The organism is Sphingopyxis sp. KK2 (assembly GCF_001990265.1).
Classification (GTDB): domain Bacteria; phylum Pseudomonadota; class Alphaproteobacteria; order Sphingomonadales; family Sphingomonadaceae; genus Sphingopyxis.
The window spans coordinates 1-11,319 of sequence record NZ_LYVN01000132.1; the positions used below are offsets into that span (position 1 = coordinate 1).

Annotated in this window: 13 protein-coding genes and 1 riboswitch; of the genes, 10 read left to right on the forward strand and 3 right to left on the reverse strand. The window is 65.3% G+C overall.

Translation table 11 applies throughout. From position 1 onward, the window contains the following. From B1A78_RS22765 to B1A78_RS17450, 4 genes are all read left to right on the forward strand, one after another. Nucleotides 1-934 (forward strand): hypothetical protein (locus B1A78_RS22765; protein ID WP_077148185.1); only part of this gene is annotated, 934 nt, incomplete at its 5' end. 214 nt (nucleotides 935-1,148) lie between these two features. Beyond that, nucleotides 1,149-1,259, forward strand: a riboswitch (TPP riboswitch). A 44-nt stretch (nucleotides 1,260-1,303) separates the two neighbouring features. Beyond that, nucleotides 1,304-3,202 (forward strand): phosphomethylpyrimidine synthase ThiC, encoded by a 1,899-nt coding sequence (gene thiC, locus B1A78_RS17445; RefSeq protein ID WP_077148186.1) that lies wholly within the window; start codon nucleotides 1,304-1,306, stop codon nucleotides 3,200-3,202. Nucleotides 3,203-3,334: 132 nt separating this feature from the next. Continuing rightward, entirely contained in the window at nucleotides 3,335-3,508 is a 174-nt protein-coding gene (locus tag B1A78_RS22770; protein WP_171003857.1) for a hypothetical protein, read from the forward strand. Nucleotides 3,509-3,511: 3 nt separating this feature from the next. Beyond that, nucleotides 3,512-4,198: a Fic family protein gene (locus tag B1A78_RS17450; protein ID WP_077148187.1), complete on the forward strand. Its 687-nt coding sequence runs from the start codon at nucleotides 3,512-3,514 to the stop codon at nucleotides 4,196-4,198. Between the two features lie 51 nt (nucleotides 4,199-4,249). On the opposite strand, the gene B1A78_RS22365 is transcribed toward B1A78_RS17450, so the two are convergent. Beyond that, nucleotides 4,250-4,984, reverse strand: a complete 735-nt coding sequence (locus tag B1A78_RS22365) for a hypothetical protein (RefSeq protein WP_144037883.1) — start codon at nucleotides 4,982-4,984, stop codon at nucleotides 4,250-4,252. A 280-nt stretch (nucleotides 4,985-5,264) separates the two neighbouring features. On the opposite strand from B1A78_RS22365, the gene B1A78_RS22775 reads away from it, so the two are divergent. From B1A78_RS22775 to B1A78_RS17480, 5 genes are all read left to right on the forward strand, one after another. Next, entirely contained in the window at nucleotides 5,265-6,233 is a 969-nt protein-coding gene (locus B1A78_RS22775) for a hypothetical protein (RefSeq protein WP_077148189.1), read from the forward strand. 95 nt (nucleotides 6,234-6,328) lie between these two features. Next, entirely contained in the window at nucleotides 6,329-6,841 is a 513-nt protein-coding gene (locus tag B1A78_RS17465; protein ID WP_077148190.1) for a 2'-5' RNA ligase family protein, read from the forward strand. A gap of 370 nt (nucleotides 6,842-7,211) precedes the next feature. Next, nucleotides 7,212-8,159, forward strand: coding sequence for a hypothetical protein (locus tag B1A78_RS17470; protein ID WP_077148191.1), 948 nt, complete (start codon nucleotides 7,212-7,214; stop codon nucleotides 8,157-8,159). Between the two features lie 64 nt (nucleotides 8,160-8,223). Further along, nucleotides 8,224-8,562, forward strand: a complete 339-nt coding sequence (locus tag B1A78_RS17475) for a hypothetical protein (RefSeq protein ID WP_077148192.1) — start codon at nucleotides 8,224-8,226, stop codon at nucleotides 8,560-8,562. A 147-nt stretch (nucleotides 8,563-8,709) separates the two neighbouring features. Then, a complete protein-coding gene (locus tag B1A78_RS17480; RefSeq protein ID WP_077148196.1) occupies nucleotides 8,710-9,165 on the forward strand; it encodes a glycine zipper 2TM domain-containing protein in 456 nt (151 codons plus the stop codon). Between the two features lie 47 nt (nucleotides 9,166-9,212). On the opposite strand, the gene B1A78_RS17485 is transcribed toward B1A78_RS17480, so the two are convergent. After that, nucleotides 9,213-9,629, reverse strand: coding sequence for a hypothetical protein (locus B1A78_RS17485; RefSeq protein WP_077148193.1), 417 nt, complete (start codon nucleotides 9,627-9,629; stop codon nucleotides 9,213-9,215). A gap of 171 nt (nucleotides 9,630-9,800) precedes the next feature. Here B1A78_RS17485 and B1A78_RS17490 point away from each other — a divergent pair, with 171 nt between their 5' ends. Further along, entirely contained in the window at nucleotides 9,801-10,220 is a 420-nt protein-coding gene (locus B1A78_RS17490; protein WP_144037884.1) for a hypothetical protein, read from the forward strand. A 6-nt stretch (nucleotides 10,221-10,226) separates the two neighbouring features. On the opposite strand, the gene B1A78_RS17495 is transcribed toward B1A78_RS17490, so the two are convergent. Further along, on the reverse strand, nucleotides 10,227-11,024 hold the full coding sequence (locus B1A78_RS17495) for a hypothetical protein (protein ID WP_077148195.1): 798 nt from the start codon (nucleotides 11,022-11,024) through the stop codon (nucleotides 10,227-10,229). Nucleotides 11,025-11,319 lie beyond the last annotated feature (295 nt).

An 11,319-nucleotide genomic window follows, 5' to 3' on the forward strand; every position in this document is an offset into this window, starting at 1 on the left:
GATGATCCGCATCCCGGCCCTCCTCGCCCTGCCGCTCCTCCTCGGCGCCGCCGCGCCCGACGCCGCCCGCGAGGCGTGCGAACGCGAGGCGGCGAACGAACCGCATATCGCGCCGATCCCCATCGTCGATCTGTCGCGCGACGGCATCGCGCTCGCCAATGACGCCGTCGTCGCGCACGAGGTCGTGCTCGTCGCGCGGCGCGGCTGGCTGCTCGGTACGACGCTGCGCGTGCCCGGCGACGCGGGGCTGGTCTATCCCGCCGGCACCCCGCTCGAACCCGACTATATGGGGGACGGCGATGCGCTCTGCCTGCCGACCGCGCGGCCGCCCTTCACGCTGCCGCCGGGCGCGGACAAGCCGCGCTGGTCGCCCGTCTATGTCAAGGCCTGCCTCGCCGACGCCGATCGCGACGGCCTCCACGAGCGCATCCTTGTCTACAGCGGCAATTCGGCGATGCATGTGCCGCGGCGCGAGCTGATCGAAAGCGCGATGCTCGCCGAGCCGCAGCAACTCGCCCCCGATCCGCTCGGCCTCGCCGCCACCCGCCGCTACGCCCATCGCCGCGTCACCGCCTATGTCGATGGTGCCCCAGCGGCGGGCAAGGCGCTGCGTCTCTCGGTCACCCACGCCTGGCAGGACCATGACGACCGTGCCGAAGCCGGCATGTGGACCGCGGGACCGGGTGGCACCCATGTCTACCGCCTCGTCCCGCGCGCCCTGCCGCCCGTCGTCATGACCGGCTACAACTACCGCCTGTCCGAACGCGATCCCGGCGCGCGGGTGACGATCGCCGACGGCGCCGAGGTAAGCGTCGGCGGGCTTCGCTTCCGCCTCGTCGAACGCTGGGGCAGCGGCTGGGCGCTCCAGCCGCAAGCGGGCCGCTTCCCGGCCTTGGTCGATGAAGGCTGCAACGGGCGGAGCGTTCCCAAGTGAAACGAAGGGTTTGGGCTGGTTGTCGCGTCAGTCAGCCGAGCTAGCGTTATTCGTGCCAAAGTGGCCGATGCTCTGGGTGAACGCCGCCGCCGATCCTGTCGGCCACCATGACCGGCACAAATCTGACACCCATGTCGCGGGCCGCCCAAGCACCTGATTGCGCGCTCTGGCGGCGCCTCGCCCATGGACAGCACCGACCTTGCCCCCTATAACCGCGCCATCCCCGGGGAGCCTGTGTGTGGAAACAGGTTGAGAGCGGAACATCCCGCGACCCGTCGAACCTGATCCCGGTAACTCGGGCGGAGGGAGGGCCGGCTTTCACCGCGTGAGAACCGTCTTTCGCTCCGAACAACAACGGAGCGACTGCACATGGCCGACATCGACGCGAAATTCGAAAACTCCGCCCCCCCCAAGGGACCGATCGGCGTCACCACCGGGCCGATCCGCGGCAGCCGCAAGATCCATGTCGCGACGCAGACCGGCAGCGGCATCCGTGTCGCGATGCGCGAGATCGACCTCGACCCGCACAGCGGCGAGCCCCCCGTCCGCGTCTATGACACCAGCGGCCCCTACACCGACCCCAACGCCAGCATCGACATCGCGAAAGGCCTCGCCGAACTCCGCCGCGATTGGATCCGGGGTCGCGGCGACGTCACCGAAGTCGCCCAGCGCGAAGTCCGCCCCGAAGATAACGGCCAGCTCGGCCCCGACCGCAGCGGCGGCGTCCCCGCCTTCCCCAACGTCAAGAAGCAGGTGCTCCGCGCCAAGCCCGGCCAGAACGTCAGCCAGATGCACTATGCCCGCCGCGGCATCATCACGCCCGAGATGGAATATGTCGCCGAGCGCGAGAATCTCGGCCGCGCGCGCCTCGCCGAGTACAAGCGCGACGGCGAAAGCTTCGGCGCCAGCATCCCCGATTACGTCACCCCCGAATTCGTCCGCGACGAGGTGGCGCGCGGCCGCGCGATTATCCCCAGCAACATCAACCACCCCGAAAGCGAGCCGATGGCGATCGGCCGCAACTTCCTCGTCAAGATCAACGCCAATATCGGCAACAGCGCGGTCGCGTCCGACGTCGCGTCCGAAGTCGACAAGATGGTCTGGTCGATCCGCTGGGGCGCCGACACCGTCATGGACCTGTCGACCGGCCGCAACATCCACGACACGCGCGAATGGATCATCCGCAACTCGCCCGTCCCGATCGGCACCGTCCCCATCTATCAGGCGCTCGAAAAGGTCGGCGGCATCGCCGAGGATCTGACTTGGGAGATTTTCGCCGACACTTTGATCGAACAGGCCGAACAGGGCGTCGACTATTTCACCATCCACGCCGGGGTCCGCCTGCCTTACGTGCCCCTCGCGGCCAAGCGCATGACCGGCATCGTGTCGCGCGGCGGCAGCATCATGGCGAAATGGTGCCTCGCGCATCACAAGGAAAGCTTCCTCTACGAACGCTTCGACGAGATTACCGAGATCATGAAGGCCTATGACGTCGCCTACAGCCTCGGCGACGGTCTGCGCCCCGGCAGCATCTACGACGCGAACGACGAGGCGCAGTTCGCCGAGCTCTACACGCTCGGCGAGCTCACCAAACGCGCCTGGGCGCAGGATGTGCAGGTGATGATCGAGGGTCCGGGCCATGTCCCGATGCACAAGATCAAGGAGAATATGGACAAGCAGCTCGAAGCCTGCGGCGAGGCGCCCTTCTATACGCTCGGGCCGCTCACCACCGACATCGCGCCCGGCTACGACCATATCACCAGCGGCATCGGCGCCGCGCAGATCGGCTGGTACGGCACCGCGATGCTTTGCTACGTCACCCCGAAGGAGCATCTCGGCCTCCCCGACCGCGACGATGTGAAGGTCGGCGTCGTCACCTACAAGCTCGCCGCCCACGCCGCCGACCTCGCCAAGGGCCACCCCGCCGCGCAGGTCCGCGACGACGCGCTCAGCAAGGCCCGCTTCGAATTCCGCTGGCGCGACCAGTTCAACCTGTCGCTCGACCCCGACACCGCCGAGCAATATCACGACCAGACCCTCCCCGCCGAAGGCGCCAAGTCGGCGCATTTCTGCAGCATGTGCGGCCCGAAATTCTGCTCGATGAAGATCAGCCAGGAAGTGCGGGATTTTGCCAAGCTGCAAAATCAGGACAGCGCCGGCTTCATCGCCGCCGAAGAGGCCGAGAAGGGCATGGCGGAAATGAGCCAGGTCTATGAGGACACGGGCCGCGAGCTGTATATGGGCGCGGGTGGACGCGAGCATGATTGAGCGGCGCCAGTCGGAAAAGTAACAATAAATTTCCCGGGCAGGGTTAAATCGGCCCAATGCTGCCATCATTTACCGCTACCCAGTTGACCTGCCGGGCGGATCGGCAGATGTTGATATGAGAAGGAGGCCATCATGAGCGAAGACTTGCAAAAGCTGATCGATGCCTCGCGCGGACGCCCGATGTCGGACGCCGAAAAAGAGGCGCAGCGGCGGAGCTTTGCCTATGGCAATGCGCATATCGAGAATGATCGCGTAACGCGCGAAATGGTCGATGAAGCCGCCGAGAAAATCGGCAAATCGCACTAGAAGATGAGCGACGGGGACCGCCACAGCATTGCGGAACAGCCGTCGCTCATCAGTGACCCTATCGAGGAAGCCAAGCGCGAGTCGGAAAACGCCGTCGCGCAGTTCGACCGCGTCCTTGACCTGATCGACGAAGTGGTGCGCGATACACGGCCGTTCCGGCTGCGCACCTCGATGATCCTCGACCTCCACCGCATCGCACTCGACGGACTATCGAGCCATGCCGGCAATTTCCGGCCCGCCAATGTGTCGATCGGGCAAAGCAAGCATACGCCGCCGCCCGCGCATATCGTCCCCTCGCTGATCGAGGAGATGTGCGATTTCGTGATGGATAATTTCGCCGAGGCGAAGGCGCTGCATCTGTGCGCCTATGTCATGTGGCGCCTGAACTGGATTCACCCCTTCACCGATGGCAATGGCCGGACCTCACGCGCACTCGCCTATTTCGTTTTGTGCGCCAAAGTCGGCTATCGACTGCCCGGCCATCAGACGCTTCCCGAGCAGATCGCCGCTGACAAGGCGCCTTACTACGAAGCGCTGGAACAGGCCGACGAGCATTGGCTGACGGAGAAGCTGGATTTGACGGCGCTCGAAAACCTGCTCGACGCCTGCCTCGCGGCGCAGCTCCTGTCAGCCTATGACGATGCTAAAAATCCGGAGGCGGGAATGCCTCGCGACAAGAAGCTTCATTGATCAACGACTTAGGGCTGTGGCGCCTGTCACCGTCACGCAAACCCGCTTGAGTCACATAACGAGGGCACTATCCAAATCATTGGATAGATCGGCGTGCTTCATGTAAAATATCAAAAACGGATCAGTAATGATAACTTCATTCCCATCTTTCACCCATTCGAGTGCCGGCTCGCCCTTGATATCTTTTTTCGCAATGGACGTCATATGGCTAAGCGCTGATGTAATCTCATTTTTCTGAGGCATCTTTCCGTCCGCATGAATTATCGACCGCATTGCACTACGCAGCTCATCATATGTTGTTTTCGACTTTGGCCCGGTCTGAGAGAGAGCCATCATGATAAGTGAATAAATGTCTTCTTCTGTACCATCTACAAGAAGGCGAGATTCTCTGAGTTTTCGCGCTTGCGGCCCTTTCCTTAATCGTTCAAACTTAGGAAACCCTTTACTCTCGGCAATTTCTTTGTATGCGGCACCTAATACTGATCCATCGATTTTTGTGGGTGCTTGGCAAGTCCCAGAAATCTTGTTTTCAAGGCAAAGCTCGGCGCATATTTCCTGCATTAACAGGGGATTTCGTGATGCCTGCGCTCCCATCTCCGCAATCGTCGATTCGTCGCATATGACATTTAGCGCCGGAAAACCCAGCTGAGGTATCTTTTCGAGATCCGCCATTTCCCAAGTAGGAATAGGGATATGCTTAAACCTTCCCTCTACCTCATTTTCAACTGTAATTGGGTCAAATGCCCTGTGCGGAACAGCAAGAAGAAAGACTGTCAATCCTTTCATAACCGGAGCCTTGAAAGACTGTACCACCCGGCGCAAAAACTTCGCGGAGCTTATAATTTTTCATAGCCTATCCTAACTTCCGTACGGGCTGCTTCTTTCGCGGAAGAAGCAAATTCGATGAAGGTTGGCAACCTTGCCTTTCCTCATTTCTAATATGCCGCACTAAGACCCCGAGGTCTCAACCCGCTCCGTGACGCCGAACACCCCACAAATCCTATTTCGCACACCCCACCCCAAAAACCCCTTTCCTAATAAACCCCCGTCTGGTTCATCCTGCTGGATGAAGCACGACAAGACCTTCCCCGACCTCGCCGCCCTTCGCGCCCGCGCGCAAAATGCGAACAAGACGCGCAGTCCCGTTCGCATCACCAAGGCGCGCCGGGCGCCGCCCGACGACACACGCACGCTCGGCGCGGCGCAGGACTTCGTCCCCGCCTCGCCGCGCGAACGCCGCGATGGCTGGACACCCGAAAAGCAGGTCGCCTTCATCGACGCGCTCGGCGAATGCGGCTGCGTGACCGAGGCGTGCGAGCGCGTCGGCCTGTCGCCGTCGACCGCCTATCGCCTGCGCCGCCGCGTCGATGCCTACAGCTTTCGCGCCGCATGGGATGCCGCGCTCGACTATGCGATCCGCCGCCTGTCCGACGCCGCTTTCTCGCGCGCGCTCAACGGCGTCGCGCGCCCGGTGTGGTTCCAGGGCGAACAGGTCGGCGAGCGTCGTTATTATGACGAGCGGCTGACGATGTTCCTGCTGCGCTATCGCGACCCCGACACCTATGGCGCGTGGCGCGACCGCCGCGAACCGCGCCGCCGCCCCGATGCGCAGGCGATCGCGCTCGGCCGCTGGACCGACCATGTCGCCGAGGACGCCTGGGATCGCAGCAGCGGCGCGGCGGTCGATCGCGAGCGCGAGGAGGACGGCACCGAGTGGCTGACCGACGAAGAGGCGGCGCTCGCCGACGCCGCGGCGTCGAAGCCGCACTATGCGACGCAGGAGGAGACCGACGCGCGGGTGATCGCCGTCCTCGCGGTGATGCAGCGGCTCAAGACGCTCGGCATCGCGCCCGGCGGGCTGACCGACGACGAATTCGCGCGCCAGATCGGGCTGGAGGAAGCCCGCCGCGCCGCGGCCGGCACCACGCTGGCGATCGCGGTCGCCGAGGTTGGCGATGACGCGCAGGCGGATGACGGGGCCGGGCCGCACGAGGACCCCGAAGAAGGGACACAAGAAGAGGGGGACGTGGCGTGACCTTTGTGACCTTCCGGCCCCCAGAGGCGTGCGGCGCGGCCCGGCCGCCGCGTGCGGCATTCGCCCCGACGCGGCATCATGCTACACCCGCACCCATGCGCGCCCGCAACCCGCTCTACATCATGGCCAAGCCGCCGCCCGCGGTGCAGGCGGCGATCGCCGCGCTGCCGCGCAACGACCCCGGGCGCGGGCCCGGCCTGCTCCATGTCACGCTCGTCTCGCTCTACGACCTGCATTACGCGCCGCCCGACTGGCTGCCCGCGACCGTCGCCGCGCTGGGCAGCTTCGTCGCAGCCCCCTTTCCGCTCGCCTTCGACCGGATCGAGAACCGCAAGGCGGTGACCCTGCGCACCCGCGACCCGCTGGCCGAGGCGCGCGCGTTCCAGAAGGCGCTGGTCAATCACCTGCTGCGCGAAAAGGCGCCGATCATGGACGGCACCACCCCCGAACCGCATATCACGATCAACTATCGCGGCGACCGGCTGAACGCGCAAAAGATGCCCCCGATCGGCTGGACGGTCGACGAGATCATCCTGACCGAAAGCATCGTCGGCAAGACCACCCATGTCGAACACGGCCGCTGGCGGCTTGGCAAGGGTGCGGGGTGATGGTTGGGGATGAGGGGAGCGGACGCTTGGCCGCGCGCCCGGCAAGCGTTCCTCGCGGCCGATAGGGCGTGATATATGTTTCACACAAAGACACAAAGGCACGAAGATGTCGCGTTTGCCGCGAAGCGGCTTTTCGTCCTGGCCCCACGTAAAAGGATCAATGTCGACGAGAAGGCAGCCTGTCGGCCGCGAACCGGCCTCTTTGTGCCTTTGTGTCTTCGTGTGAAATCAATCTCGCCCACGTCGGCGCACAACGTCTTCGTCGGGGTGTCCGCCGCCGCCCCGGCCCCGTGCATATTTTGGCCTGTGCGCAACGGCGCGAGGTGCTAGCAACGGGGCAACGCCGAACGGCATGACGGGGGAGGAAGATATGGGCCGCAAGATCATCATCATGGCGGGCGCGCTGACCGCGATGCTCGCGCTGCACGCGGCGCCCGCGCGGGCGCAATATATGCCGCACCTCGACCCCAATCTCTATATCCTCGCGACGATGGGCTATGGCGGCGGCGCCAATCCGTGCATGACCGGCACGCCAATGTCGGACGCCAAGGTCGCCGAGGCGCGCGCGCCGTCGCTCGCGACGATGCAGGCCTATTTCGCCGCGGCACAGGGCGGCAAGCCCAAGAGCGCCGCCTTCCACCTCGACAAGAAGGCCAAGTGGCAGGCCGGCGGCACCAGCGCGGGGCAGCTCGACATCGACCGGCACGCCGATCCGCTCGCCGCCCCCGGCCTGACGCTCGACCCCGAACCGCTGCGCTTCTATCGCGGCGGCACCGGCGCGACCGCGCTCGGCCAATGGGCGGTACGCGACGCGGGGGGGCAGATCGCGGGCGTCTATACCGGCTTCTTCACGCGCTCGAACAAGCAATGGAAATTGCGCGAACTTACCGTCGCGACCGCCGACGAGAGCGTCGAGCCGGCGGCGCAGTTCTGCGGCAAGCCCGGCGACGTGATCGAGCATCGCCTGACCTCGACGAAGAACTGGCGCGAAAGCGCGCAGAAAAATGTCGACGAGGCGCGGACCAAACGCGACGCCGCGACCGTTCAGGTCGCCGCCGCCGAAGCCGCGCTCGCCACCGACCCGAAGCGCAGCGGAACCGCCGCGCTGCTTCGCACCGCAAAGGCCGATCAGGCCAAATGGGCCAAGCAACTCGAAAAGCGCGAAAAGAACCTCGCCGACGCGCTCGAGAAATCGGCCGAGGCGCAGAAGGACGCCGACGAGATCGCGCGCCTGACCGGCCCCGCGCGAAATGCGCAGGCCTTCCGTCTCGCCGACGAGGGAGAAGCGGTGGAGAAGACGGCGGCGACGACCAACTGACCTCACGACGCGAAGGTCGGAACCCCGCCGCCGCTCGCGGGTCTATCGGGCAAAGGATCGCCCCATGTCGCACGCCTCGAACATCGTCCATTGCACCGGCCCCGCCGACCCGCACGCGCTCGACGGCATTTCGCGGCGCAACCGCAGCGGCGACCTCGACAAGCTGTGCCCGGTCTGCGCGGGCCATGGCCAGTGGAACACCCAGATCGACCTTATCAGCCATCGCTCGATCCGCCACGCCTGCCCCAAATGCGACGGGCGCGGCTGGATCGAGACCGGCGACGACATGGTCCCCTCGCCCGACATCACCCGCGACCCCGGCGCTCCGCCGCGCTGGACGGTCCGCCTCGACCCGTCCGACGATAGGGAGGGCGACGAACGTCAGGGCGACGACCGCAAGTGAAACCGGCCTGCCCGGACAAAGCGCGCCAAATCAATCGACTGGCGCCATGCTGACGGAACTCCGCCGGCGCTCGCGGGTCTATTCCTCATGGTGGGGGCCAGCGATGCCCGGCCTTCCGGTCCGGCATCGGCCAACGGAGTGATGCCGATGAACCGCCTGACGATCCTGCCCCTCGCCGCCGCGACCGCGATGCTCGGCGCCTGCGCTTCGACCGGGGGCTATGCCTCCTCGTACGACGACGGCGGCTATGGTTATTACGACCGCGGCTATTACGACCGCTATGGCAATTACGACTATAACCGGCCCGACCCGAACCGCGGCGGCTATTATGCCGACGATTATTATCGCAGCGACCGCCGCTACAAGGAACGCCGCCTGTCGTCGGGCGACCGCGTCTATCGCGGCCGAAACGGCCAATATTATTGCCGCCGCAACGACGGCACCACCGGGCTCATCGTCGGCGGCGTCGTCGGCGGCATCGCCGGCAACGTCATCGCGCCGGGCGACAGCGAGACGCTGGGCACCGTACTCGGCGCGATCGGCGGCGCGGTTGCCGGGCGTGCGATCGAACGCAGCGGCAACAACGATGTGCGTTGCCGCTAGGGCAGGAAATCCGGGTCGCCGCGTTCGCGGGTGCGGGCACGGCGGCCTCAGCCCTCGGGGGTCGCCGCCACCACCGGCCGCCAGCGCCAGATCAGCAGCAACAGCGCGGTCAGGATGAAGATCGCAAAGCCCGACAGCATCCACGCGTTGACATACCATTGCTCGCCCCACTCGAACTCGCCGCCCATGATCCGCTGCCAGCCGCGGAAATGCTGCGCACTCGCCACCGCAAGGCCGAACAGCGCGAAGATCGCCGACAGATATCGCACCAGCCAGTGCGCGGGGTTCGGCAGCATCAGCAGCATCCCCAGCACGCCGATCATCGTGCGCTGCACCCGGCAATAGGGACATTGATAGACCAGCCCGGTCAGGTCGACGGTCCAGGTCAGCAGCGCCAGCACGATCGCCGCCACCCCCACCGCGCGGCGATGCCGCAGCAACAAATCGGGCACATCGTTCAGCATGTCATCCTCCCCCTTTGCCCCGGCATCCCCCACCGGGCCCCCGGCGTCAAGCGGCGGGCTTCGCGGGGCGGGGCCCCGCCTTTCGGTCCGTTCCGAACGAGTCGTCTTTTGACCTATGCCGGCAGGGGTGGAACATCGAACTCCGGTTTGAAAGAGCGGGAGGAAATGGGCATGCTCGAATATTCGATAGGCGCACGCTATGCGGCGACGGTCCGGTCGGAGGGCGGGAGATCGCCGCTGACGCAGTCGGTCGAGGTCAGGACCAACCTGTCGAAGCCGGTCACGCTGGCCGCGGGCGAACAATGGGCATTCCCTGCGGAATCGGTCGATCGCACGCTCCACATCCGCACCTTCACCCAACGCGGCGATTCGAAATGTTGCGAAGTGGGTCGCAGTTCCTATCTGTCCGAAACGGATGGGATCGAACGCCATGTGATCCGCTACCGGCTCGCGGTCGAGGACAAGCGCGACAATGACTGGGACGACAATGTCGTGACGATCGAAATGACGCGCCGTATCACCAGCGCGGCCGAACGCGCGGAGGCGGAAAAGCTCGCCCCCTTCACCCAACCGCCCGAAACCGACGGCTGACGCCCTCTATTCGGCGGGCTTCAGCCAGTTGTAGAGGAAATCCTGAATCGCATCGCCATAATGGCGATCGGTGTCCGCCGCCGCATCATGGAGCAGCCGCTTGCCCGCGAGCCAGTGGCCCTGCGGCAGTTTGAGCGTCGCATCATTGTACAGGCGGATCGTATCGCGGAACGGCCCCCAGCGATTGCCCGCGTTCGACTGCCGCCATTTCTCGGTGAGCATCGCCTGCCCCGCCGCGCGCAGCCTTTTGTGCAGCACGTCGTTCTTCGCGGGATCGCGGGCATAGATGGTGACGAGCGTGGGCCAACCCGCCGCCTCGGGCTTCTCCCATTCACTCTGCCACATCGCGACCAGTTCGCGGGCAAAGCTCTGCATCATCCCCGGCGGGGTCGTCACCGCTGTCTTGCTGGCCTTGTCGGGCTTGCCGTCGGGGCCGAGGCGGGTCAGCTCGATCACGCGGTCCTTCGGAAAGGCGAATTCCTCGAGCAGGTCGATCTCGCCCGCATCCAGTTTGCCGTCGCGGCGCAGATGGGCGATCACCAGCTTGGCCTCATCCTCGCCGATATAAGTGCGATGGAGCGACGGGTTCTTGGCATCCTTCACCGTCGCCCAGCCGATCAGCAGCGCGAAGACCTCGGGCGAAGCGACCGCGGCATCGTCGAGCGGCCGGGCATAGGCTGCCTCCCAGTCACTCGCGGGCAGGCCCTTCACCGGGGCGACGACGCCCCCGGTCTGGGCGAAAGCGAACGGGGCAAGGGCGAAGAGGGCGAGGGTCGCGGCGAGCACGGGCAGCAGACGGGTCATGATTTCTCCATCGCGACCCACGGCCTGCCTAACAGGCTGCCTGCCTGTCGCGCAAGCCGAAAGCCATGCTTTCAACGACTTGGCACCGCCTTCCCGCCCGCCAGCGCGTTGAATAGCAATGCGCCTCCAGCGCCCCCTCGCCCCGGCGGCCGAAGCGTGTAGGATGGCCGAAAGGGGAGAAGGACGATGATCGCTGCCGAGCTTGCCGCCGCACTGCTGCTGACCATGCAGGCTGCCCCCGCCCCGCCCGGCCGCTCGACGATGCCGCGGTCGCTTCGCCCGAGGTCTTCGCGCT

What these genes read in the sequence shown, in the direction of transcription:
- thiC (WP_077148186.1), top strand. Translation starts at nt 1,304, where the DNA reads ATGGCCGACATCGACGCGAAATTCGAAAACTCCGCCCCCCCCAAGGGA.
- B1A78_RS22770 (WP_171003857.1), top strand. Translation starts at nt 3,335, where the DNA reads ATGAGCGAAGACTTGCAAAAGCTGATCGATGCCTCGCGCGGACGCCCG.
- B1A78_RS17450 (WP_077148187.1), top strand. Translation starts at nt 3,512, where the DNA reads ATGAGCGACGGGGACCGCCACAGCATTGCGGAACAGCCGTCGCTCATC.
- B1A78_RS22365 (WP_144037883.1), bottom strand. Translation starts at nt 4,984, where the DNA reads ATGAAAGGATTGACAGTCTTTCTTCTTGCTGTTCCGCACAGGGCATTT.
- B1A78_RS22775 (WP_077148189.1), top strand. Translation starts at nt 5,265, where the DNA reads ATGAAGCACGACAAGACCTTCCCCGACCTCGCCGCCCTTCGCGCCCGC.
- B1A78_RS17465 (WP_077148190.1), top strand. Translation starts at nt 6,329, where the DNA reads ATGCGCGCCCGCAACCCGCTCTACATCATGGCCAAGCCGCCGCCCGCG.
- B1A78_RS17470 (WP_077148191.1), top strand. Translation starts at nt 7,212, where the DNA reads ATGGGCCGCAAGATCATCATCATGGCGGGCGCGCTGACCGCGATGCTC.
- B1A78_RS17475 (WP_077148192.1), top strand. Translation starts at nt 8,224, where the DNA reads ATGTCGCACGCCTCGAACATCGTCCATTGCACCGGCCCCGCCGACCCG.
- B1A78_RS17480 (WP_077148196.1), top strand. Translation starts at nt 8,710, where the DNA reads ATGAACCGCCTGACGATCCTGCCCCTCGCCGCCGCGACCGCGATGCTC.
- B1A78_RS17485 (WP_077148193.1), bottom strand. Translation starts at nt 9,629, where the DNA reads ATGCTGAACGATGTGCCCGATTTGTTGCTGCGGCATCGCCGCGCGGTG.
- B1A78_RS17490 (WP_144037884.1), top strand. Translation starts at nt 9,801, where the DNA reads ATGCTCGAATATTCGATAGGCGCACGCTATGCGGCGACGGTCCGGTCG.
- B1A78_RS17495 (WP_077148195.1), bottom strand. Translation starts at nt 11,024, where the DNA reads ATGACCCGTCTGCTGCCCGTGCTCGCCGCGACCCTCGCCCTCTTCGCC.